Here is a 21,434-nt window from a genome sequence, read left to right on the forward strand (position 1 = left end):
TGATTGGAGCGGAGAGCGGCGACTCCTGCGGGAACAGCACGAGCTGAAGACCCTGGACTGAGCGAAAGCCGTAACGAAGAACGGCTTTTGCGAGTAAAAGCGTAGCGTTACGAGCATAGGGGTGCTGTCTAATTTCTGCACAAACCGCAGAAATTAGACAAATCGAACCCTTCGCAGTTCGATTGGCTGAAGCCGTGCCCGCGGAAAGCGTCCGCTCGCAGCGGAAATCAACATTGCTAGCTAATCTCTATTTTAAAAGAAAAAAGACTGTAGGCAAACACCAAAATTCATGGTATTTGTCTACAGTCTAAGCAATACCGCGAGCGGTATTGCTTCATAAACGAAATAAAATTAATGTACACCCTTCATATATTTAAGGATGATAGGGGAGATGGCGAAAAGAACTAAACTTAAAGCGATCGCCACGCCACCGATAATACCGAAATACATCATTTCAGTTTCGACAGAATAAAACTTCACGAGCTGCGCATTTAGTGCTTGAGCTGCGGCGTTCGATAGGAACCACAAACTCATCGTCTGCGCAGAGAAGGCTGCTGGCGCCAATTTGGTCGTTGCCGACAAACCTACTGGAGAAAGACACAGCTCACCTAATACTGCAATGAAGATACTTAATACAAGCCAAAGTGGATTTACAAGTGTACCAGCTCCACCGAAATAGGCAGGCAATAGAATAACGATAAAAGAAAGCCCTGCAAAAAGGATACCGAATGAGAATTTTTGAGGGATCGTCGGTTGGCGATTACCCATTTTAATCCATAACCAAGCAAATATAGGTGCTAAAACAATGATGAATAATGGATTTAACGATTGGAACCAAGCAGGTGAAATGCGGAATCCTAAAATATCCAAATTTGTTCGTTTATCTGCATAGAGTGCCAAAATGGTTGAACCTTGTTCTGCAATGGCCCAAAACATGACAGAAGCTAAAAATAATGGAATGTACGCGAGTATCCTTGATTTTTCGTCAGATGTCGTCTTCTTGCTTCTATACATGAGTACGAAATAAGAAAATGGTATTAAGAACCCGAGAATCCCTACAAGACCGATGAACGAGTCAAACGTGAGCCAACCTCTAGGAATAGAAATGAATATAAGAGCCCCTAAAACTAATACAGCCGCTAGAGTGGCTATGAAGAAACGTTTGCGTTCTTCTGGCGGCAACGGATTTGCGATTTGCGTGCCTGCTAATCCCAAGTTCTTTTTCTTAGTTAAGACGAACAAAACTAACCCAAAGAACATTCCGACCGCAGCAAGACCGAAACCGAGGTGGAAGTTATATTTCATCCCCACAGTCCCTACAATCAAAGGTGCAAGGAAGCCCCCCATATTAATGCCCATGTAGAAAATACTAAAGCCGGAGTCACGGCGAATATCGTCTCTTTCATAAATATCTCCGACGATGCTTGAAACGTTCGGCTTCAATAGACCAGTTCCTAGAACAATTAATCCCATCGAGATGAAGAGCGCTGTCGCACCTCCAGGCAACGCAAGGACAATATGGCCCAGCATGATTAATATTCCACCATAGAATACCGCCTTGGACGTTCCGAATATACGGTCTGCAAGCCAGCCCCCGATAATTCCGGACATATATACTAGTGCACCGTAAATGGACATAATGGAAAGCGCTGTCGTCTCACTGATGCCAAGTCCGCCCTTGGACACTTCATAATACATGTAGAAGACAAGGATTGCCCTCATACCGTAATATGAAAAACGTTCCCAAAATTCTGTAAAAAACAATGTAAAAAGGCCTTTTGGATGTCCGAAGAATCCTTTTTGGGGAACGCTTTCAACTATTTGCTTTTTCGTTATTTGTGACATTTGAAATGTTGCCTCCTTTAGTATTTCATTATTATATAGACAAATTAATTATATTGTCAAAATAAAAATGGCTTCGTTAAAATTTGTTTTTATCGCGACAATAGAGTGTTTTCAGACACTTTATGTATTTTTAAAATTATATTTATATTGAAATCTTCGAATAGGTAATTCTAATCGTGACTTTTTTATCGTTCGCCGTGGCATGAAACCGATACTTTACGAAGAAAACGTATATTCGTTGTATGTTCATTTTTCAAGTGCCATTCACATTGAAGCAGTACGTCAACATACAAAAACAGTTGAAAATGAGCTATCATGAAGATATGCAGTTAGTAGAAATGGATGTGTTGGTATGAGTCAATTGATAGTTGAGAACTTAACAAAAACCGTCGGAGAGAAAACATTGTTCCGTGATATTTCTTTCACGATCTTGAATGGCGAAAAAGTCGGCTTGATTGGGATAAACGGAACAGGCAAGTCGACGCTCCTTTCAATCATAGCCGGTTCAGAGGATGCAGACTCCATCACGAAGGAGCACCCGAATAAATATAGCATTTCTTATTTACCTCAATCTCCTGTACTAGACCCGGACAAAACTGTAATGGAAACAGTCTTTATGTCCGATGCACCGATTATTAAATTGAATTTGGAATATGAGCATGCACTTGCGCAACTCGCCAACGATTCTTCCTCATCTGAAAATCAAGAACGTTTTACACGTTTGCAAAACGAGATGGACGCAAGATCGGCATGGGACTTGAATACAAAAGCGAGGATGGTCCTAACGAAATTGGGGATTGATGCTTTCGATAAAAAGATGGGTGAGCTATCAGGAGGGCAACAGAAACGTGTGGCTTTAGCGAAAGTGATCATTGAACCAACAGATCTTTTGCTTCTTGACGAGCCGACGAACCATCTAGATGTTGAGTCGATCACTTGGCTTCAAGAATACTTGAAGGGTGAGCAAGGCGCTGTTATGTTCATTACCCATGACCGGTACTTCCTCGACGAAGTATCTACGCATATTTATGAATTAGCCGACCGTAAGCTTTACACACATACAGGAAATTTTGCCGATTATTTGGAATCGAAGGCACTTAGGGAGGAAATGGCGGAAGCGACAGATGCAAAAATGCGCAATCGGTACCGAACTGAGTTAAAGTGGATCAGACGCGGGGCAAAAGCCAGGTCGACGAAGCAGAAGGCGCGGATTGGCCGCTTTGAAGAACTGCAGGAGAATTTGAAGAAAGACGGGCCTGCTGTTGACATGGACGTATCATTGAAAACATCTCGTTTAGGCAAGAAAGTGATTGAGGCGTATGATATCTCAAAAGCTTATGGCGAGAAAAAAATCATCGATCGCTTCAGTTGTATTTTGCAATCGGGGGACCGTATAGCCATCGTCGGTCCGAACGGAGCTGGAAAATCGACGCTTATGAAACTATTCGCGAAAGATCTCGAACCGGACAACGGTTTCATTGAAATGGGATCGACCGTAAAGATTGCTCATTTTCATCAACATCTTCCAAAAATGGATGAAAGCAAGAGAATTATTGAATATATTAGGGAAACTTCGAATGATATTGAAGATGGCAGCGGAATGCGGGTATCGGCGACTCAAATGTTGGAACGTTTCCTGTTTCCTTCTTCTTCCCATGGTACCCCGATCGGAAAGCTATCCGGTGGTGAAAGGAAACGGCTATATTTGTTGAAATTGCTCATGGAACAGCCGAATGTACTGTTGCTCGATGAACCGACGAACGATCTCGATATCGAGACACTGTCGGTGCTTGAAACATTTATTGATTCCTTTCCAGGAGTTGTGTTGACAATTTCGCATGATCGCTTTTTCCTTGATCGAACTTCAACAAAGCTATGGGTGCTGGATGGCTCCGGAAATATCGAAACCCTTTACGGCATTTATTCGGATTATTTGGAAATGGAGAACGCCAAAAACAATGATGCCGTACCAATAAAAACTTCCCAAGACGAACGTAAGCCGGAGCAAGCGACAACTAAAAAAAGGATGTCCTACTCTGAGAAAAAAGAATGGGAGTCCATTGAATCAAATATTGCCGATGTAGAGGAGAAGATTGAATCGACAGAAGCACAAATGGTCGCATCGGGATCGGACTATGATCGTTTGAGTGAATTGACGAAGGAACTGGATGAATTGAATGCGGAACACGAGCGTTTATTCGAGCGGTGGGCATATTTGCAGGAAATATCCGAATCATAATGAGAGGAGTTTTCGAATTGAAAATTGTAACGATAGAACCGACACCAAGTCCGAATTCAATGAAGATTATATTGGACGAAACACTACCTATGGGTGTCAGCCATAACTATAAAAAAGAAGATGCAGAGGGAGCACCTCACCCTATATCGAAAATACTTGCTATCAAAGGAGTCAAAGGAATCTACCATGTCATGGATTTCATGGCGGTCGAACGAGTAGGCAATATCGCTTGGGAAGATATTCTTGCAGAAGTGCAAGCTATTTTCAATGATGAATCTGTGCATGTAGATAGAAATTCCGAAAAAACACCGGACGATCATTATGGAGAAGTGTATGTCCACGTCCAAACGTATAAGGACATCCCTCTTCAAGTGAAAGTTTTCGATAGTAATTCCGAACTGAGATTTGGGCTGAGTGAGCGTTTTCGCGAGGCGATGGAAAAAGTCCATAGTACTGAGGTGGAAAACTATATCCTCCTTCGGAAATGGGCTGACTATGGCATCCGATATGGAGACAAGCAGGAAATTGGTGAAACTGTAGTTCTGGAAGTCGAAGCCGCCTATCCAGAAGAACGGTTGCAGGAAATTATTCGCCAATCGGAACAGGGTAAAAGCAATGTGGAAGAACGGAAGCGCAAAGTCACATTGACTGATTTTGACGTGCCAGAATGGGAAAAACGCTTCCAACTGATCGATCAGATGCCGGATCCTGATGTTTCGGATCTTCCTTTGCTTGATCGGGCATTGGAGGATGAAAAGATGTCGATTCGCCGTCTTGCAACGGTCTACCTCGGCATGATCGAGGATGAGTCTGTCATCCCTTTTGTAGAAAAAGCGTTGAAAGATAAGAGTTGGGCGGTTCGCAGAACGGCAGGCGATTGCATGAGTGATTTAGGGTTTGCCGGTTTTGAGAATGCTGCCATCGAGGCGTTGAAAGATAAGAATAAGCTCGTCAGATGGCGCGCTGCCATGTTCCTTTATGAATCGGGGACCGAAGAAGCACTACCTGCTTTGCATGAAGCCGAAAACGACACGGAATTCGAAGTGAAGTTGCAAGTGAGGATGGCCATTGCAAGGATTACTGAAGGGGAAGAGGCGAAAGGATCCATCTGGAAGCAGATGACAGAAATCCATAGCAATTCCGGCGATTAATTAGTATTACTAAAATAACTCTTATAATAATATTATGTAAACCAGTTTCTCTCTTTTTTGTTTATGTAATATCGAAAACATGAAATCGCTATTTATTCATTGTAGAATGATGCTGATAGTAATGAATTGAATTGTCGAAAGGGGAATGGATTATGAACGCTTATGATGAGTATAAGCGTTCTATTCTGACTAGAACCGCATAGCATCAATGTTTGCGAGGGGTGAAATGTTAGCTTTGGTAAAAAAACTAACATTTCGCTAACAATTATTCTAGGTTTCTCTCCGAATGCATCAAATCACCAAAAAGATTGTTCATTTTCGACATGGTCGATTCACGCATTTTCTTAGTGACATGTAAATAGATCTGCGTGGTGGTCGATTCATTTTTATGTCCGACACGCTTCATGATTTCCGGCAGGCCGACTCCTGCTTCAGCTAACATGCTGATATGCGTGTGGCGGAGTATATACGTATACAAATGTTTTTTGATTTCCGTCTTTTCGCCAATCCGTTGAACAACTTGTCGTACCAAGTCGACCGTGGGTGGATTTCCATCCTCGGTCGAAAATAGGTATTCACTGCTTTTGAACTTCATTCTTTCTTTATAATGGATCAATTCCTGCAGCATGTCCATAATCTTTTCATCGACATCGACAACCCGAACACTTGTCAAAGTTTTGGGTGGGGTTGTGCTGTGCGCTCCCTTACGCCTCTTTTCATTGAACAGTGTTTTTGTGATATTGATCTGCGATGAGTCAAATAGGGCATCCTTCTCCCTTAGTGCTACGGCTTCGCCAGGGCGCATCCCCGTAAAGGCGATTAAATAGAGAAGAGCTACATATACATAATTCTTATATCTATCCGTCTCCCTCAAAAACATGCCAAGCTCCTCGGGTTCCAGATACATGCTTTCCACATCTTCGTTTTCTATCTCTTCAACCGTAAGCTTCTTTTGGGGTATAAAAGCGGTAGAAGTGGGATTCACTTTAATCACTTTATCTTCGTGCGCTTTACCAAAAATCATTCGAGCAGTCGCATGGATCATCTTTATTGTACTGTGTGACCTACCTGTATCGAAAAGGTCATTCAGAATTGCTTGATACATTTTCGGTGTGATATTTTTCATTTGCAATGCTTTTATATAACGGTTCATGGTGTCAATCGCATACTTTCTAGTGATGTTCGTGGTCTCTTTCCGTCCTCTGCGCAAATATTGTTGATACCACTCATTTGCGTATTCCTCAAAAGTGATTCGTTGATGATAATCATACGAATACTCCAATTCCGCAATTGCGTCCTCGACTTTCTTCATGGCTTCTCTTTTGCCTTTGGCCGTTCTCGAAATCTGTCTCCTTTTTCCTGTAGCCGGATCGCGTGGGCCATCGGCTACACAAACCCATTTTTTCCCCTTTACTACTTCTCTGCAGTGCATTTGAATACCTCCTTACGTACGTATGTTCTTTTTGTTGTGTTAATAAAAGCCCGTTCTGGGCAAAGCACTACTTGTATTGCAATAAGTAAACCAATTCTATTCAAACCACTCCAAAGTCCCTAACCTCCCACGTAGCGAGGTGAAGGCATCAACTTTATAATTGAAAATCAGTTCAAGCCGATATTGTGCAAATTCCTCAGTCACTAAAAAATAGTCGGCGATGTCGCTGATCAAGACCGCTTCGTCAATGGCTGCATCATACACTTTATTAATAAAATGCTGTGGCATCAAGAGGTAAGCAGACATTCTTTTCGCCTGGTGCTCGTTCTTAGCCAATACGTATTGATCCACGCTCAATTGAGGGGTGTGGTGCGCGTAGAGGTGGCAGAACTCCTCTGTCACGAGAAGCTTTTTTTCAACATCGTCCAACCCCTCCTTTACAAAGATGGTCCCACGTCTTGCTCTATCCTTCGGAACGGAAAAAGCCTTAACACTTTCAATAGACGCAACTTCTCCGTTGATGAATGGGGTGTCCATGGGGAGTACACGAATTCCATATCTCCGGCAGATATCGAATATATTAATTTCATCCGGAAATTCATAATGGAAGTGGGAGAGGACCTTATCAGCCCGTTCCTCCCAATAGTCTGTATGTATTTGTCTTAGTTGCATTTGATCACAGCCTTACTTAATACTATCTATTTAACAATCTTCCAACCTCCAAATGTTTTCGGAGTAGCAACATCTTTACCGTAGCTGTCTACAAAGTAGACCAGCGGGGTTCCATCATATTTACCCGAGTTTGTAATCAGCTGTTCGACTACAGCTCCAATACTTTCGGCAAAACGTTCTTTCTCGTAATCGGCAGAATAGTACCAGGAATCACTAACTACAACATCAACAAGCTCCCAGTTTTCATTCACCCTTGGTCTTACATCAAGGATAACTCCATCTCCCAATTCCAACATTTCAGCAACGGCTTGATCAAACATTGAATTGGTATAATCTTTTACAGCCTGTTCGCTTGGATAAGCTACTGTGACAGTTTCCAAATTAGCGTTTTTGCCACCCAGATGATTTTCAACTGCAAATTGGCCTGTCATCTTTTGGCCAGTATCTCCATAGATCTTTTTAATGTCGTCTGGTTGCGGGTGCTCGTCTAAGTTAAACCTAAACATTGCGCTTACAGCAAAGTGAGCAGGATTCCATTCGGAAGGTATATTGAAGTTACTTGTAACTACTCCATCTTTCGCTTTGGCAAACCCAGTTTTGAAATTGAAGTTTCCATCTAAAACCATTATTTCAAACAGACCACCGTCCGGAACATTGGTACTTATGGTCACGCTAATAGAGTTTTTCTCAGCCTTGGCTGTAATTGTTCCTTTTACGTTCAATAATTCTTTTGCTTCGGCTTCCTTTTTCTTTTGCTCTTCTTCCAGCTTTGCTTTTTCTAATTCAATAGCAGCCAGTTTAGCAGTTTTTTTACTTTCCTCTTCCATCTTGGCTACTTCTTTCTTCTCGTCATTGGATTTTCCGGGGGGTTCATTCTTCTGCGCTGAAGTTTTTAAGCCCGTAATCTCGGAGCCTCTTTCACTTATGGATGAAGGTTCGCTGGTGTTAACTCCAATAATTGCCGAAATGATCATCACGACAAAAGACGATGCGATGTACAATCCATACTTTTTCTTTGAATATGGATTCTTCATTAACGCATTTACAATCCATAAAATTAAAAATACAATAATCATCACAGCTGCTGCAGTTAATAGTAGGAAAGACAAAACACTTAACAAAAATTACACCTCCTGTAGTATAATAGGTTCGTGATAATATACCCAGTTCCAAGGGAAAAATATTCACGGCACAAAGCCGTGATATTTTTAATCCTCTAGATCCCCGAAATCGTCACTGGAATCATCTTCATCATTTTCAAAGAACATTTTCTTCATCTCATAAAGTTTAATCAGCTCCTTAACTTTCTTTTCCGGGTCAGTAGCCAGATCGTGTAGCATGATTGGATGTTTTTTCAGCTCGTTGAATAGTTTTAGTTCATAATCGGTTAACGATATATCTTTACCTGCAACGTTAATGGTGTTTTCGAAACCTAATAAATCATCAGTTGTAACTCCAAAGAATAATGCTATCTTTTCAAGTGTTGCAAAGGAAGGTTCGCTTTCGCCGCTTTCGTACTTCGCATACCCCTGTCGCGTAATGCCTAAAAAATCCGCCATTTCTTGTTGGGACATCTTTTTCTTCTTTCGTAGTGCTTTTAAACTCTCCGAAAACATTGTTTCACCTTCCTAAGTCAAGTAATTACATATATTATACAGCAACAAATTGTTGCGTGAACGAATTGCAACAAAAAGTTGCATAAAACTCTTGACGCAACCATTAGTTTCGTTTATTATGTAATTAACAGCAACTAAAGGTTGCGAGAATGGAGGTGCAAAGATGGATAACGACCTAAAGAAAGTGTTGATTGGTAGAAGAACAGAGCTTGGTTATTCACACCAACAAATCGCTGATGAGGTTAGTATTTCAAGACAATTCTACGGCATGATTGAGAACGGAGAACGAAGACCGTCTGTGGAGGTTGCAAAAAAAATAGGTCGGGTAATGGATCTTGACTGGCAAATTTTTTTTGAAAGCATAGGCAACTATAAGTTGCAAAAGGGAGTTGGGTAGGAGGTGAACAATTGAGATCCTCACACCCGTCGACAAGCATCCGAACGAGCGGAGCAGGCCAAGAACTGTCAGTTGCGACAAGGAGCCGCGCCAATAGGTAACGCCAAGACGTCGGGAACTTGTCGATGGGTGTGGGTGAAAGCAAAGGAAGAATGGTATCCAGACAGGCTTGACAATGGGCAATTCGGAAATTAAATAGTCGGAATTGTTTTGAAAAATAGGAACAATAGGGGAGAGAGCGATGATAAACACATCATTTGATGTAGAAGCACTGCGTCAAATAATCAGGGAAGAAGTCAGGGGAGTGATGAGCGAAAAGTTACAGACGAATACTTTGCCACCTCTCTTAACACGTACAGAGCTGATGGAGCTGCTGCACATCGGTCCAACGAAAGCGGCAGAGCTGATGGCTAGACCGGACTTTCCAGTCATGAGGGAAGCGGGAGTGTTGATTCCGACCGACAAGCTATTTCAATGGATTGATCGGCATACGAGGTGGGTGGAGGATAACACCGGCTTCTACAAGGTGGGGTAGAGGGCCGGGGAAGAACCCCGGCAAGGTGAAAGGTTTTTGAAAGTGGTTGTTGTCGCGGAGGTTTTGGAGGTCTACATCTAAAGAATACAACACCCTTAACAGATAGAGTATTCCAGTTTGGAATAAGGGGGTGAGGGGAATGTTATACGGTTCAATTTTAAGAGCATGTCGCGAAAGGAAGGGTTGGAACCAGGAAGAAATGGCACACCAATTGCACATTAACCAGTCGGATATTTCAAAGTACGAAAACAACGTCAAAGAACCACCAATGTCGCTGTTTCAGAAGTGGGCGATGGTCACTGGGTCGCAGGATGTGCTAGTAGCCTTTATCGCTGGAATGGAAGGTGTATCTATCTTATCTACAATACTAGCAACCATGGGCAGTGGAGTTATCGGCTTTATTAGATTAGGAGGGTTTATGTGAGGGCAGAGGATTACAAGTCAGAGGACATCGAGGATGTTATTGAACTAAAGGGAATGGCACTACATCAGTTGGAAAACATTGAGCGCTGTTTATGGATGGATTCAATCGATGAAGCGACATTAAGGGCATTGAACTTACTCGAGCAAGTGTGGGCCATCCGAAAGAAAAAGTATGCAAAGCAGAAGGAAAAGGATTTTGGCTTCTTGATGAACAAACTGCGCGCAGCTGGTGTTCATGCAGAAATCATTAAATTTGAACATAAAAAAACCGACTGACGCGGCTACGTCAATCGGAGATCTCGAATTCTGTATTTCCATTATACCGGGAGCAAATGGCTCCCGTCAAGAAGTCCGGGAGCGGGGAGGCTATTACATTCCATTCCTCCAATCAATCTACCCCACGGCAAGTTCCCGGGTTTCTTGATGGGTTTCCATCAGAAAGGATGATGTCAGTGTTAACTCTGGCAGAAAAGTTTCAGCTCATTGTGATCGCGGCACCTTATGTCGTCATGTATTTCATGGTCCTTGAGCGAATGAAGGAAAGGAGGAGGCCTGAATGAAAGCAAGACGGGTAGAAAAATTGATTATCCAAGCAAGGGAGCTTCATCAAAATATTAAGACTGAACAAAAGGCAATTGACAACCCTGCGCTTGTAATGGGAATCCTCAGTGAACTGGAATTCTTCATTGAAAATATTGGAGGTGAAGAAGAATGACGAAGTATTTATATCAGTGGGAAATCCGTTCGATGCATGAGGACCCTCCATACTTTGTACACACAGAAGAGGATGATGTACTGGCGGCTGTCACAAAGTTTGTTGAGCAGTACGGAAACACGATTAGCGTTTACTCGGTGCGTAAGTCGGCTGAAATGATTCAGTACGAGGAGGCGATCTAAGTGGGTGAATACGCGGAAATGATGTTGGAGGGCGTTTTCTGTGAAGGGTGTGGCGAGTACATGGGTGACGACTTCGGTTACCCACAACGATGTGCAGGCTGCCACCACGAAATTACTGTTGCTGAGGTCGAAAAAGAAAGGAGCAAACAAGATGGTACATTCAAAAATAATCGTAGCTGAAGAGTTAATTGCACTAGCCAAAGAAGTCCTGGATGTATCAGTCAGTGTCAGGCGAGATCGAGATGATGACGAACTCGAAGCCGGATATAAAGAAGGATTGAAGGACGCTTATGCCAAGGTAGATGAAATGATTTATTCACGATTAGAAAAGATCCTCAGAGAATCTAAACAAAAATAAACCCGCTGTTGGTAGCAGCGGATTCGGAGTTCTGAAATACATTCTTACGGTTATTTTATCGCAGAACCCCTTTAAAAACAAGGAGGGAACACAGTGAAGGAAATTAAATTGGTCAATTTAAAGCTCCGTAACTTCAAAGGAATCAAAAATTTCGATTTAAAAGCAGATGGAAATGACTTGGATGTCTATGGAGATAACGGTACCGGAAAAACAACCCTAATGGATGCATTTTTATGGGTTCTGTTCTCGAAAGATAGTAACAACCGGGCAGACTTCGCAATCAAGACACTGGAAGCAGGTAAGGAAATCAATAACCTTGAGCATGAAGTCGAAGCAACTTTCTCCATTGGCGGACACAGCACAGAACTCCGAAAGGTCTACAAAGAAAAATGGACCAAGAAACGCGGCGCTCCACTCGCTGAATTCACTGGTCATGAGACAAAACATTACATCGATGGGGTGCCGGTGCAAAAGAAAGAATACGAGGAGAAAGTTGGCTCCATCGTTAAGGAGGAAGTATTCAAGCTCCTCACCAATCCATTGTTTTTTAATGAAAGTCTGAAATGGCAGGACCGTCGGAAAACACTCTTGGAAGTGTGCGGTGATGTGGAATTCGAAGATGTCCTGGCGTTCAACAGTGATTTGAGAGACTTGCCAGCCATCCTGAAAGGACGAGCCATCGAGGATCATCGGAAAGTAATCGCATCCCGTCGAGCGGAAATCAATAAGGAGCTGGATCGTATTCCGGTTCGGATTTCGGAAGTCGAGAACTCCATGCCCGAAACGGCAGTCGATGCAAAGCTGCTTGTCAACGGAGTTGCAGAGATTGAGGAGAAGATGGATGAAAACGCAACGCTGATCAATAACATCCGAAACGGTGCAGTTATCGTCGATCGCCAGCAGAAGTTGAAACAAACTGAAATGGATCTCGAAAGCATCAAGCGCAACCTGGAATCCGAATCGGTAGAAGAAGGTTTCCGTGTACAAACAAAAATCCAAGAAGAGCAATCGAATCTTGCGATTATCCAACGAAGGAAAGATGATGCGGAATTCCAACTTAAAATCAAAGAAAAAGACATTGTTGGGTTTGATGAAAAGCTTGTAAAGCTTCGAGAGCAATGGGCGAATGAAGATCAAAAACATTTCGAACACAACCAAGAATGTGAGTGCCCAACATGCGGACAGGCATTACCAGCGGAAGAACTGGAAGCGGCGAAAGAAAAAGCATTGTCGGCCTTTAATCTAGCGAAAGCCACTAAGCTCGAAAACATTTCCAACACAGGGAAATCAATCGCGGAAGACAAGGCAAAAACTCTAGAGAATATCGAAGAATTGAAAGTGAAAGTATCCTCTTTTCAGTCGGATATAGAAGCGAAAGAAAATGTTATCGCTGGATTAACAGACAAATTAAATGCCCTGCGAGAAGCAGTGAAAGATGCGAGGCAAGATTCGAAATACCTAGCCAAGTTGCAGGAGCAGGAATTGATTAAGACCGAAATTAAAAAGCTCCAGGAGAATGCACAGGAAGCCGTTGCTGACATCGAACAACAAAACGCAGAGTTACGGTCCAAACGTTCTGAACTCAACGCACAAATTGCCCAGCAAGTCCATGCAGAGACATCCCAAAAGCGGATAGTTGAGCTGGAAGAACAACAGAAGGAGCTTGCGACCGAATTTGAACAGCTGGAAAGAGAGCTCTTCCTTACAGAAGAATTCATTCGTAGCAAAGTCGAGCTGCTCGAAGAACGGATCAACAGCAAATTCAAGTTTGCACGCTTCAAGCTATTCGATACGCAAATCAACGGTGGCCTACAGGAAGTCTGCGAAACGACATTTGAAGGGGTGCCTTATAGTTCCGGTCTTAATAATGCGGCACGAATCAACGTCGGAATCGACATCATCAACACGCTTACTGAGCACTTTGGCATTAGAGCACCAATCTTTGTGGACAACGCCGAGGCTGTCACGCGGTTAATCGATACCGATTCACAGCTGATCAGTTTGGTTGTATCCGAGCCGGACAAGCAGCTGCGCATTGAATCTCAAACTGACAAAGAAAGCGATGTGGCTTAAATGACGAAATTTGACGTAAGCGAAGCGGTAAAAGCGCAGAAAGAATACCAAGAGAGAACGGGAAGCCCAAGCTTCCCACCAACTTTTGGGACCTGTTGGAGTTGCAATACGAATATCTATGAATTGTATTTCTGGAACTATGAGCACGGACGGAAGGTTCCTGCAAATGAAAAAGATTTTAAAGTGAAAACAGGTATCTCAGTTGAGGAAGCCGGAGAACGATTAGTAACAGGATGCCCGCATTGTAATAGAAGTTATTGCGACTAAATATAGGAGGGGAAAAATAAATGACAACTCAAAACCAAAATCAGTTAGCCATCATCCAAAAAGATATTACGGATGCAGTCAGTAAAAACATCGATAGATTACAGAGTGAGGGGCTGACGTTACCCCCTAATTACAACCATAGTAACGCCTTGAAGAGTGCGTTCTTCGCTCTATCAAATAGCCCTTCGGGTAACCTGTTGCAGGTTTGCTCTAAAGAGTCTGTAGCCAACGCATTGCTCGATATGGTGACACAAGGATTAAGTCCAGCAAAGACACAGTGCTACTTCGTGAATTACGGTGGACAATGCCAACTGCTTCGCTCTTACTTTGGTACTCAGGCAGTGTTAAAGCGCCTTACCAATGTCAAAGACATATGGGCGAATGTGATTTACAAAGATGATGAATTTCAATACGAAAATGATCGCGGACGCGAGAAATTAGTCAGTCATAAAACGTCATTCGAAAACCGAGATAAGGACATCATCGGTGCTTATGCAGTCGTTCAGACGACAGATGATGAAGAAATATTGACTGTCATGACACGAAAAGAGATTGAAGTTTCATGGGGACAGTCCAAAACGAAACAAGCGGTACACAACAAGTTTCCGCAGGAAATGGCAAAAAGAACGGTAATCAACCGTGCGGCAAAGGCTTTTATCAACACAAGTGACGACAGTGATTTGCTAGTACAAGCCATTAATAATTCCACTGAAAACGAATATGAAGATCGACCACGCAAAGAAGTGAATCCGGAACATGAAATCCGTGAGAAAGCCAATACCGAAGAACTTGATATTCAACCCGACAAACCGGTATTGGAAGCACCAGTGGAACAGCCTAGGAAGGAAAACATTCAACCTGAACCGGTGGTTATTAATGCGAATGAAGGACCTGGTTTCTAATGATCCGTATTGAAACGCTTGCAACAGGAAGCACAGGCAACTGTTATCTGATCGATGATGACCGCACTCAACTTCTACTCGAGTGCGGTATCCGATTCAAAGATATTCGGCGCAAGTTGAACTTTCGAACATCATCCGTTGCAGGAATTTTAATTTCTCACAGCCACAAGGATCACTGCAAGGGTGTTTCTAGCGCGTTGGATGCTTCGCTGGACGTTTATATGTCTGGAGCCACAGCGAGCGAAATAGGCATATCACACAACCGAATTAGGCTGTATGAAAACAAGAAGCAGTTTAGAATCGGAACGTTTACCATTCTACCGTTTGACGTTCAGCACGATGTGGAGAATCACGGTTTTCTAATCCAAAGTGACAATGGGAGCAAACTACTTTTCGCAACTGATACTTACTACGTGAAATACAAATTCAAAGGGTTGAGCCACCTCATGATCGAGTGTAACTATTCTAGGAAAATACTTGATGAAAATGTTGAGAGTGGACGAGTCCCGCAGTTTTTAGCGAACAGGATTATCGGTAGCCATTTCTCACTGGAGAATGTGCTGGACTTTCTAAAGGCAAACGATCTGTCGAAGGTGCAGGAGATCCACCTGCTGCATCTGTCGGATAGTAATTCGGACGAAGGAATGTTTAAGCAAGAGGTTCAATCAGCTACAGGGAAACTAGTATACGTTCCCTGATTCATCGATAGGAAGGAGGTACAAAATTGAGTGGCTGGATAAAGTTACACAGAAAGATATTAGACAACGAGATTTGGCAAGATGTGACCGCATTTCGGCTCTTCACCTTGTTGTTACTAAGGGCCTCTCATAAGGATGGAGTAAAGACGAGGGGCATTGAAGTGAATCGAGGGCAGTACCTCCGTTCCTATTCGAAGTTAGCTGAGGACTTGGAATATACAGAAGGAAGAGGCTTTAAAAAGGTATCAAAAAGCACCGTTGAGAGGAAAGTTAAGAAGTTAGTTGATGCAGGGATGGTCTCAGTTAACGAAACGGTTAGCGGGACGATGTTCACCATCACTAAATACGATGAATACCAAGGCTTTGACGACAATGCGGAATCCGATAGCGGGACGGTTGACGAGACGAACTTGGGACGAAGTCGGGACGATGATGGGACGAACCTGGGACAAGAACAAGAATTAAAGAATTTAAGAATTAAAGAATTAAATATTACTACTACCTCTACTACTGCGCTTGCACTTGATCAAGGATTCGGCGAAGTCATTCAAATCTTCGAAGCCAATTTGTGCATGCTATCACCAATGCAAAGAGAGTCGTTGGGAATGTGGTTCGATGATTTCAACCAACAAACTGAAATTATCTATTTGGCAATCAAGATAGCTGCCGATCGCAACAAGAAAAATTTCGGCTTTGTTGAGTACTTGCTGAAAGAGTGGTCCAGTCACAAGTTGACAACTGTTGAACAAATTGAATCTCATGAACGTAACGGATTGGACAAGCAACGTAAGCAGGCACGACCTTATGTCAGGACTGGTGCAAAAGTTGAAAGGGTGCCGGAGTGGTTAAATCAGCAGCAACAGGATAAACAGCCAGCTGAGCAAAAAGAAGATCCTGAAATTAGCGACGCCAAACGGAGAGAGTTGAAAAAGAAACTTGAAGATATAAGTAGGAGGCAAAATGCATGAAAAAAATATACGCAGCTCCATCAAGAGAAACGGAGAGACAGATCCTGATTGATAACCTCAATCGGATTGGAATCTATGAAACTTTGAAAGGTGAGCCATTGGAGAAAGAAAGCTATTACACGCTACTGACATTGCTTGCGACGGCTCGGGCGGTGGCGCAATGAGGGACGAAATCAAATTCCTGAAAGAACTTCAGGAGGAATTAAATACACAAGATATGGATTATCAAGCAGCGCCTAGATTTTGGGCTATTAAAGACTACAGAATGGTTCCAGGCAATGAGGAATACGACAGCTGCACTATATCTTATTTTCACAACGACGGTGACCATTCGGAATTTACTACTGTCGAAGATTTGAAAGAGTTCATAACTGAATACTATTTGGATGACATTTATGAATACTTGGATTCTGAAGAGATCAACGACTTGAAAAGGTTGTTGGACGGAGAAAATACAACTTTTGATGACTTGTGGGAGTTTGTTATCGATTGCATGAACGATGACGGTTACTTCGACGAATGCCCGATGACGGAAGAGGAATTTATTCGTTACAACACGATGTTCCTCACCAAAAATGAAGCAGAAAGGCATTTGGAATTAAATCACTATCACTACAGCAAAAAAGCCCATACGTATGCAATGACAGCGTGGAGAGCGCCCAAAGTCGAAAGGCTTCTTAAAATCTTGGAAACGTTCGATTGGGATAAAGTCCAAATCGCGGAGGTGGAGTAATGACCGAAAGCTTTTACATTTACGAAACTCATTATGTGTCAAAGTGCAAACGATGCAAAAATAGTGAGCCATTGGAAGATCACGAAATCTGTGAGCCGTGTATCCACGCAATGATTACTCCAGGATATAGCGGACCGGTTCAAATACCTGTGGAGGATTTACCTTTCTGAAGAAACTTTGAAAGTGAGGGGTCAAAGTGAGTCTTGAATGGCGTTGGCAACAGGAAAACAACGAACTGCGGAAAGCGCTTATGTATTATGCAGACAAGAAAAATTACAAGCTCTACGGAATGAGCGGAGTCCGTCGGGTGCCAGTCGTTGAAGCTGACGGCGGTAAAGTCGCAAGAAAAGCATTGGAGGAATATAACGGTGGATATAATCACGGAAAATATGCTGCTGGTGAATGATGACGTAATGAAAGAGCGTGAGCGGCAGAACGAAAAATGGGGCTTACAGCGCCATGATTACGGCTACTGGCTTGCAATCTTGGTCGAGGAAGTCGGAGAGGTTGCCCAGGCGATCCAGCAGGGAAGTGTGGCGAGCAAGGATACGGATGCAGATGATTTGTACACGGAATTGATTCACGTTGCGGCAGTTGCTTCGGCTATTGCTGAGCAGGTCAGGGAGGAAAAACGATGAAACGAGGATTGAAAGCCTATCTGTTCATGGGAACTACAGTTGTCACTGATAAAAGATTTATCGCAAACGCACAGGATGAACATTTTCAGGAAGTGGATTTAATCATTTCCGATGGCGACATCATGAATCTTCATCACAAAATTATGCAAGAATTGGCGGACGAACTGGACGACTGAAAAAGGGGTGAGGGGGATGCTTACCACGATGTCTAAGAAAGTCGGCGGGGAAAGGTTGATCATTCACGGCCATCTATCTACTCGTGAGGTTTACGAGTATAGGCAGGAAGGTTGGCGGCTCGAATGGAGGGACAGGCCGGTAAAGGCGCAAGTCAATAGAAATGGCATTCCGAAGGGGCTGAAAGGGGCTGTGTGAAATGGGCGCATGCAAACGATGCAACCGGAAGTTGAAAACACCGAGAAGCATCGAAGTCGGATATGGTCCGGTTTGCAAACGGAAGCATGACCAGGCAGAAGCTGAATTTCTAAAGCGACAGGTGACGATGGATGAGGTCTTGGAGTATCAAACTAAATTGGCTCAATAGGGGGAGCGAGATGTTTAATACTGAACCGAAGATTTGTGTCGAATGTGGGAAATTGCCGGCGTTGCATTGGAACAGGAGTTTTTGTCTGGATTGCTTCACGGAACTGCTGACGGAGAAATTGAAAGAGGGTGAGGAACATCAGGAAGACATACAGCCGATCACATGCTAATCGAGGTGCAGTTCTCGAACGTTTGGTCGATATTACAAATAAGCGATATTGCAATAAGGGTGTTGCAGACATCCGAAAGATTCCGACGCCCGTGCAGATTACCAAACATAATGGCCGGACAGTTACCGGATACACACAAAAAGGCGAATGGGTCGATTATGTCGGAGTATATGATGGCCGAACGATCGTATTCGACGCCAAAGAGACCCGGGAGACGACACGTTTCCCTCTCTCCAATATTTCAGCCCACCAATTCGAGCTGCTGAAATCATGGCACGAGAAGGGAGCGCGTTCATTCCTGCTCGTTTCATTTAGCAAGTTGGATGAAATATACCTTCTGAAGTTTGAGCGGCTACAGGAAGCGTGGTCAGGATATGTAGGTGATGGACGGAAGTCGATTCCTTATGAGGATTTCGTATTGAATTGCGATCAGGTGAAGAGTGATAAGGGGTATGTGCTGCATTATCTCAAGTATGTTGGTTAAGAATTGGGAAATGGTGTAAAGCAGTTTGTTTATTACTATTTATTCGACAAGCGTAACCCTATTCCTGATGGAAAAGGATTAGCTTCCTGAATTCTGTTTAGGTTCTGGATAAAATTTTACCCATTTAGCAAGAACCTTTCGATTAGAAAAACGATTAATTCATAAATCGCTTTAAAAAGTTCTCCTTTCGGATCATTTTGCATGTTTGCACCTCCTATAAACGGAGTTCGGTTAGGATGCGCTATTGGAATAAATTTATACAGAAAGAAGGTGGGGCTTGTTGCAATTAGATTTGTTTAGGGAAATTATAGTCGACAACTTCGCGGGCGGTGGTGGTGCAAGTTCTGGAATTGAATTGGCGACCGGTCTGTCAGTCGATATTGCCATCAATCACGATCCAGCTGCTATTGCGATGCACAAAGCAAACCATCCAGACACCGAGCATTACTTAGAATCGGTCTGGGAGGTGGATCCGATCGAAGTAGTCAAAGGTCGGAAAGTAGGCTTGGCATGGTTCTCTCCGGACTGTACACATTTCAGCAAAGCAAAAGGTGGAACTCCGAAGAAAAAGGAAGTCAGAGGGCTTGCATGGGTGGCTGTCAGATGGGCGGCTACCGTACGGCCAAGGGTCATCATGTTGGAAAACGTGGAGGAATTTAAAACCTGGGGACCACTGGATGAAAACGGGCAGCCAGATCCTGATAAAAAGGGAAAAACGTTCTTCTCCTTCATCAATGCATTGAAACACTTGGGATATGAAGTGGATTTCAAAGAACTAAGAGCATGCGATTACGGGGCGCCGACTACCCGGAAAAGATTCTTCATGATTGCTCGATGTGATGGCAAGCCGATTACATGGCCAGATGCCACTCACGGCGAGCCGGATGAGTTAAAAGTGCAGCTAGGCTTGAAGAAGCCATATCGGACAGCAGGGGAAATTATTGATTGGTCTATTCCAACGCCAAGCATCTATACAAGAAAGCGGCCACTGGCGAAGAATACAATGATCAGGATTATTCGAGGGATTGAAAAGTTCATAATAGGAACAGACAGTCCGTACATCGTTAACGCCAAGGCCTGCTTCGTCCAACATTACTACACGCATCAAGGCAGTGAAGTAAGGGCGAGTGGACTGGACGAGCCATTGGCAACCATACCTACAGCAAACAGATTCGGATTGGTTACAGCATTTCTAACTAAGTATTACGGTTCCGGCATCGGTCAATCATTGGACGAACCATTGCATACTATTCCGACGAAGGACAGATTCGGACTTGTCACAGTTCGCGGCGAAGATTATCGAATCACTGACATCGGCATGAGGATGCTTCAACCGAGGGAGCTGTTTAATGCTCAAGGATTCCCTCAAGATTACATTATCGATCGGGATGATGAGGGGAACAGCTATCCGAAATCGGCACAAGTAGCAAGGTGTGGAAATTCGGTTGCTCCTCCATTTGCGGAGCATATTGTGAGGGCGAACCTTCCTGAGTTGTGTTCGGAAGAATCGAAGTATCGTAGGTTGGTGGCAATATAGAAAATGGGGTGAAAAGATGAAGCTCCAGACTTGTGATCAAACAATAGCTTTATTAAAAGAGCTGCATGAAAAAGGCTATCAGTATGTAGTTAGAGACAAGGATATGAGCTAATTATCTTGTTTTAGCTTGAAGCCTAAGAAATACCAAGATATAAAGTCATGGGGCTATGTGAATCCCGATGATCCTAAAGCAATCATGGCTTATCCGATCAAGAACACTGACATAACAGAAATAAACTGGTCAAACAGATCGGCGACGCTGATTGTGGATTTTATTAGCTAAATATGGTCCTACATAAAGGACCATATATTTTAATCTGTACCATCATCATAACTAAATGCAGCTTTAGTAGCTTCAATAATTTCATTGTAAGATTCGTAAGCTTCTTGGGATTTGTTGTCTTCGTGATATTGCTTGATGTCTATTGAGTCAAGAAGCATAAGTATTGCTTTAACTTTTAAATCGTGATTCCAAAAAGGCATCTCTGATTCGCCTTCAATAGTGATTTTTAGCGCTTTGTCTTTATCCTCAATAAATCCAGAGGACATAGTGATAATTTCTCGAGCCATTCCAAAACCCCTTTTCTAAAATAGATTCAAACAATTATACCATTAAGTTCGCAATAATGAAGGAGTCGCGGAATGGAGAATAGGACAGAAAACAAGGAACAACAAGGAGGCGCATCATGGATAATCCAATACTAGAAATCTACGCAATTGGCGATAAGTTGCCGGAGGAAGTCCTGCTGGATATTGACAACCGTATTGCAGATTGGTTGATGTCTGGTGGGAAGCAGGATGATTCGTATGTTTGGCAGCAGTTGAGATACGCGGAGCGATTTGTAAAGGAGTGATCGTG

Annotated in this window: 31 protein-coding genes; 25 read left to right on the top strand and 6 right to left on the bottom strand. The window is 43.1% G+C overall.

The genetic code is table 11. The annotated features are described in order from the left end of the window. Positions 1 to 351 precede the first annotated feature (351 nt). Positions 352 to 1,845: a peptide MFS transporter gene (locus NIT04_RS08700; protein WP_252503228.1), complete on the bottom strand. Its 1,494-nt coding sequence runs from the start codon at positions 1,843 to 1,845 to the stop codon at positions 352 to 354. Positions 1,846 to 2,197: 352 nt separating this feature from the next. On the opposite strand from NIT04_RS08700, the gene NIT04_RS08705 reads away from it, so the two are divergent. Both NIT04_RS08705 and NIT04_RS08710 read left to right on the top strand, forming a co-directional pair. Continuing rightward, entirely contained in the window at positions 2,198 to 4,084 is a 1,887-nt protein-coding gene (locus NIT04_RS08705; RefSeq protein ID WP_252503229.1) for an ABC-F family ATP-binding cassette domain-containing protein, read from the top strand. 17 nt (positions 4,085 to 4,101) lie between these two features. Continuing rightward, entirely contained in the window at positions 4,102 to 5,235 is a 1,134-nt protein-coding gene (locus tag NIT04_RS08710) for a conserved virulence factor C family protein (protein WP_252503230.1), read from the top strand. Positions 5,236 to 5,500: 265 nt separating this feature from the next. Here the strand turns inward: NIT04_RS08710 and NIT04_RS08715 are convergent, their stop codons facing one another. The 4 genes from NIT04_RS08715 to NIT04_RS08730 form a co-directional block, all read right to left on the bottom strand. Further along, entirely contained in the window at positions 5,501 to 6,667 is a 1,167-nt protein-coding gene (locus NIT04_RS08715; protein WP_252503231.1) for a tyrosine-type recombinase/integrase, read from the bottom strand. 96 nt (positions 6,668 to 6,763) lie between these two features. Further along, a complete protein-coding gene (locus tag NIT04_RS08720; protein WP_252503232.1) occupies positions 6,764 to 7,339 on the bottom strand; it encodes an ImmA/IrrE family metallo-endopeptidase in 576 nt (191 codons plus the stop codon). A gap of 26 nt (positions 7,340 to 7,365) precedes the next feature. Next, on the bottom strand, positions 7,366 to 8,460 hold the full coding sequence (locus NIT04_RS08725; protein ID WP_252503233.1) for an O-antigen ligase family protein: 1,095 nt from the start codon (positions 8,458 to 8,460) through the stop codon (positions 7,366 to 7,368). 87 nt (positions 8,461 to 8,547) lie between these two features. Continuing rightward, positions 8,548 to 8,955: a helix-turn-helix domain-containing protein gene (locus NIT04_RS08730; RefSeq protein ID WP_252503234.1), complete on the bottom strand. Its 408-nt coding sequence runs from the start codon at positions 8,953 to 8,955 to the stop codon at positions 8,548 to 8,550. A gap of 163 nt (positions 8,956 to 9,118) precedes the next feature. Between NIT04_RS08730 and NIT04_RS08735 the strand changes: the two genes are divergently transcribed. From NIT04_RS08735 to NIT04_RS08840, 22 genes are all read left to right on the top strand, one after another. Beyond that, complete coding sequence (locus NIT04_RS08735; protein ID WP_252503235.1) at positions 9,119 to 9,352, top strand: helix-turn-helix transcriptional regulator; 234 nt, start codon at positions 9,119 to 9,121, stop codon at positions 9,350 to 9,352. 241 nt (positions 9,353 to 9,593) lie between these two features. Continuing rightward, a complete protein-coding gene (locus NIT04_RS08740; RefSeq protein ID WP_252503236.1) occupies positions 9,594 to 9,887 on the top strand; it encodes a DNA-binding protein in 294 nt (97 codons plus the stop codon). Between the two features lie 139 nt (positions 9,888 to 10,026). After that, entirely contained in the window at positions 10,027 to 10,311 is a 285-nt protein-coding gene (locus tag NIT04_RS08745) for a helix-turn-helix transcriptional regulator (RefSeq protein WP_252503237.1), read from the top strand. After that, positions 10,308 to 10,586, top strand: a complete 279-nt coding sequence (locus NIT04_RS08750) for a hypothetical protein (protein WP_252503238.1) — start codon at positions 10,308 to 10,310, stop codon at positions 10,584 to 10,586. Before NIT04_RS08745 ends, NIT04_RS08750 begins: the two co-directional genes overlap by 4 nt. A gap of 280 nt (positions 10,587 to 10,866) precedes the next feature. Then, a complete protein-coding gene (locus NIT04_RS08755) occupies positions 10,867 to 11,025 on the top strand; it encodes a hypothetical protein (RefSeq protein WP_252503239.1) in 159 nt (52 codons plus the stop codon). Continuing rightward, positions 11,022 to 11,207: a hypothetical protein gene (locus tag NIT04_RS08760; protein WP_252503240.1), complete on the top strand. Its 186-nt coding sequence runs from the start codon at positions 11,022 to 11,024 to the stop codon at positions 11,205 to 11,207. Before NIT04_RS08755 ends, NIT04_RS08760 begins: the two co-directional genes overlap by 4 nt. Positions 11,208 to 11,247: 40 nt before the next feature. Continuing rightward, complete coding sequence (locus tag NIT04_RS08765; RefSeq protein ID WP_252503241.1) at positions 11,248 to 11,565, top strand: hypothetical protein; 318 nt, start codon at positions 11,248 to 11,250, stop codon at positions 11,563 to 11,565. Between the two features lie 93 nt (positions 11,566 to 11,658). Continuing rightward, positions 11,659 to 13,638 (top strand): ATP-binding protein, encoded by a 1,980-nt coding sequence (locus tag NIT04_RS08770; RefSeq protein ID WP_252503242.1) that lies wholly within the window; start codon positions 11,659 to 11,661, stop codon positions 13,636 to 13,638. Then, positions 13,639 to 13,905 carry a hypothetical protein gene (locus tag NIT04_RS08775; RefSeq protein WP_252503243.1) on the top strand — a complete coding sequence of 89 codons (267 nt, stop codon included), beginning with the start codon at positions 13,639 to 13,641 and terminating at the stop codon, positions 13,903 to 13,905. It begins immediately after the preceding gene. 20 nt (positions 13,906 to 13,925) lie between these two features. Beyond that, entirely contained in the window at positions 13,926 to 14,807 is an 882-nt protein-coding gene (locus tag NIT04_RS08780) for a recombinase RecT (RefSeq protein WP_252503244.1), read from the top strand. Beyond that, entirely contained in the window at positions 14,807 to 15,505 is a 699-nt protein-coding gene (locus tag NIT04_RS08785; protein WP_252503245.1) for an MBL fold metallo-hydrolase, read from the top strand. The genes NIT04_RS08780 and NIT04_RS08785 overlap by 1 nt, the downstream gene beginning before the upstream one ends. Positions 15,506 to 15,531: 26 nt before the next feature. Next, positions 15,532 to 16,473, top strand: coding sequence for a DnaD domain-containing protein (locus NIT04_RS08790; RefSeq protein ID WP_252503246.1), 942 nt, complete (start codon positions 15,532 to 15,534; stop codon positions 16,471 to 16,473). Continuing rightward, positions 16,470 to 16,637, top strand: a complete 168-nt coding sequence (locus NIT04_RS08795; protein WP_252503247.1) for a hypothetical protein — start codon at positions 16,470 to 16,472, stop codon at positions 16,635 to 16,637. Before NIT04_RS08790 ends, NIT04_RS08795 begins: the two co-directional genes overlap by 4 nt. Next, complete coding sequence (locus NIT04_RS08800; RefSeq protein WP_252503248.1) at positions 16,634 to 17,206, top strand: hypothetical protein; 573 nt, start codon at positions 16,634 to 16,636, stop codon at positions 17,204 to 17,206. The genes NIT04_RS08795 and NIT04_RS08800 overlap by 4 nt, the downstream gene beginning before the upstream one ends. A gap of 196 nt (positions 17,207 to 17,402) precedes the next feature. Next, entirely contained in the window at positions 17,403 to 17,612 is a 210-nt protein-coding gene (locus NIT04_RS08805; RefSeq protein WP_252503249.1) for a hypothetical protein, read from the top strand. Beyond that, positions 17,575 to 17,844 (top strand): MazG-like family protein, encoded by a 270-nt coding sequence (locus tag NIT04_RS08810; protein WP_252503250.1) that lies wholly within the window; start codon positions 17,575 to 17,577, stop codon positions 17,842 to 17,844. Before NIT04_RS08805 ends, NIT04_RS08810 begins: the two co-directional genes overlap by 38 nt. Continuing rightward, positions 17,841 to 18,020, top strand: coding sequence for a hypothetical protein (locus NIT04_RS08815; RefSeq protein ID WP_252503251.1), 180 nt, complete (start codon positions 17,841 to 17,843; stop codon positions 18,018 to 18,020). The genes NIT04_RS08810 and NIT04_RS08815 overlap by 4 nt, the downstream gene beginning before the upstream one ends. A gap of 28 nt (positions 18,021 to 18,048) precedes the next feature. After that, on the top strand, positions 18,049 to 18,216 hold the full coding sequence (locus NIT04_RS08820) for a hypothetical protein (RefSeq protein ID WP_252503252.1): 168 nt from the start codon (positions 18,049 to 18,051) through the stop codon (positions 18,214 to 18,216). A gap of 1 nt (position 18,217) precedes the next feature. Then, positions 18,218 to 18,385 (top strand): DUF6011 domain-containing protein, encoded by a 168-nt coding sequence (locus NIT04_RS08825; protein WP_252503253.1) that lies wholly within the window; start codon positions 18,218 to 18,220, stop codon positions 18,383 to 18,385. A 10-nt stretch (positions 18,386 to 18,395) separates the two neighbouring features. Then, positions 18,396 to 18,554, top strand: a complete 159-nt coding sequence (locus NIT04_RS08830) for a hypothetical protein (protein WP_252503254.1) — start codon at positions 18,396 to 18,398, stop codon at positions 18,552 to 18,554. Further along, a complete protein-coding gene (locus tag NIT04_RS08835) occupies positions 18,514 to 19,038 on the top strand; it encodes a Holliday junction resolvase RecU (protein WP_252503255.1) in 525 nt (174 codons plus the stop codon). The genes NIT04_RS08830 and NIT04_RS08835 overlap by 41 nt, the downstream gene beginning before the upstream one ends. Positions 19,039 to 19,318: 280 nt before the next feature. Then, positions 19,319 to 20,575, top strand: a complete 1,257-nt coding sequence (locus tag NIT04_RS08840) for a DNA cytosine methyltransferase (RefSeq protein ID WP_371922576.1) — start codon at positions 19,319 to 19,321, stop codon at positions 20,573 to 20,575. 312 nt (positions 20,576 to 20,887) lie between these two features. On the opposite strand, the gene NIT04_RS08845 is transcribed toward NIT04_RS08840, so the two are convergent. Continuing rightward, positions 20,888 to 21,145, bottom strand: coding sequence for a hypothetical protein (locus tag NIT04_RS08845; protein ID WP_252503257.1), 258 nt, complete (start codon positions 21,143 to 21,145; stop codon positions 20,888 to 20,890). A gap of 116 nt (positions 21,146 to 21,261) precedes the next feature. Between NIT04_RS08845 and NIT04_RS08850 the strand changes: the two genes are divergently transcribed. Further along, positions 21,262 to 21,429 (top strand): DUF6877 family protein, encoded by a 168-nt coding sequence (locus NIT04_RS08850; RefSeq protein ID WP_252503258.1) that lies wholly within the window; start codon positions 21,262 to 21,264, stop codon positions 21,427 to 21,429. The last annotated feature ends 5 nt before the right edge of the window (positions 21,430 to 21,434 follow it).

The organism is Sporosarcina sp. Marseille-Q4943 (assembly GCF_943736995.1).
Taxonomy (GTDB): domain Bacteria; phylum Bacillota; class Bacilli; order Bacillales_A; family Planococcaceae; genus Sporosarcina.

What these genes read in the sequence shown, in the direction of transcription:
- NIT04_RS08700 (WP_252503228.1), bottom strand. Translation starts at nt 1,845, where the DNA reads ATGTCACAAATAACGAAAAAGCAAATAGTTGAAAGCGTTCCCCAAAAA.
- NIT04_RS08705 (WP_252503229.1), top strand. Translation starts at nt 2,198, where the DNA reads ATGAGTCAATTGATAGTTGAGAACTTAACAAAAACCGTCGGAGAGAAA.
- NIT04_RS08715 (WP_252503231.1), bottom strand. Translation starts at nt 6,667, where the DNA reads ATGCACTGCAGAGAAGTAGTAAAGGGGAAAAAATGGGTTTGTGTAGCC.
- NIT04_RS08720 (WP_252503232.1), bottom strand. Translation starts at nt 7,339, where the DNA reads ATGCAACTAAGACAAATACATACAGACTATTGGGAGGAACGGGCTGAT.
- NIT04_RS08730 (WP_252503234.1), bottom strand. Translation starts at nt 8,955, where the DNA reads ATGTTTTCGGAGAGTTTAAAAGCACTACGAAAGAAGAAAAAGATGTCC.
- NIT04_RS08735 (WP_252503235.1), top strand. Translation starts at nt 9,119, where the DNA reads ATGGATAACGACCTAAAGAAAGTGTTGATTGGTAGAAGAACAGAGCTT.
- NIT04_RS08740 (WP_252503236.1), top strand. Translation starts at nt 9,594, where the DNA reads ATGATAAACACATCATTTGATGTAGAAGCACTGCGTCAAATAATCAGG.
- NIT04_RS08745 (WP_252503237.1), top strand. Translation starts at nt 10,027, where the DNA reads ATGTTATACGGTTCAATTTTAAGAGCATGTCGCGAAAGGAAGGGTTGG.
- NIT04_RS08755 (WP_252503239.1), top strand. Translation starts at nt 10,867, where the DNA reads ATGAAAGCAAGACGGGTAGAAAAATTGATTATCCAAGCAAGGGAGCTT.
- NIT04_RS08760 (WP_252503240.1), top strand. Translation starts at nt 11,022, where the DNA reads ATGACGAAGTATTTATATCAGTGGGAAATCCGTTCGATGCATGAGGAC.
- NIT04_RS08775 (WP_252503243.1), top strand. Translation starts at nt 13,639, where the DNA reads ATGACGAAATTTGACGTAAGCGAAGCGGTAAAAGCGCAGAAAGAATAC.
- NIT04_RS08780 (WP_252503244.1), top strand. Translation starts at nt 13,926, where the DNA reads ATGACAACTCAAAACCAAAATCAGTTAGCCATCATCCAAAAAGATATT.
- NIT04_RS08785 (WP_252503245.1), top strand. Translation starts at nt 14,807, where the DNA reads ATGATCCGTATTGAAACGCTTGCAACAGGAAGCACAGGCAACTGTTAT.
- NIT04_RS08795 (WP_252503247.1), top strand. Translation starts at nt 16,470, where the DNA reads ATGAAAAAAATATACGCAGCTCCATCAAGAGAAACGGAGAGACAGATC.
- NIT04_RS08800 (WP_252503248.1), top strand. Translation starts at nt 16,634, where the DNA reads ATGAGGGACGAAATCAAATTCCTGAAAGAACTTCAGGAGGAATTAAAT.
- NIT04_RS08815 (WP_252503251.1), top strand. Translation starts at nt 17,841, where the DNA reads ATGAAACGAGGATTGAAAGCCTATCTGTTCATGGGAACTACAGTTGTC.
- NIT04_RS08820 (WP_252503252.1), top strand. Translation starts at nt 18,049, where the DNA reads ATGTCTAAGAAAGTCGGCGGGGAAAGGTTGATCATTCACGGCCATCTA.
- NIT04_RS08825 (WP_252503253.1), top strand. Translation starts at nt 18,218, where the DNA reads ATGGGCGCATGCAAACGATGCAACCGGAAGTTGAAAACACCGAGAAGC.
- NIT04_RS08830 (WP_252503254.1), top strand. Translation starts at nt 18,396, where the DNA reads ATGTTTAATACTGAACCGAAGATTTGTGTCGAATGTGGGAAATTGCCG.
- NIT04_RS08845 (WP_252503257.1), bottom strand. Translation starts at nt 21,145, where the DNA reads ATGGCTCGAGAAATTATCACTATGTCCTCTGGATTTATTGAGGATAAA.
- NIT04_RS08850 (WP_252503258.1), top strand. Translation starts at nt 21,262, where the DNA reads ATGGATAATCCAATACTAGAAATCTACGCAATTGGCGATAAGTTGCCG.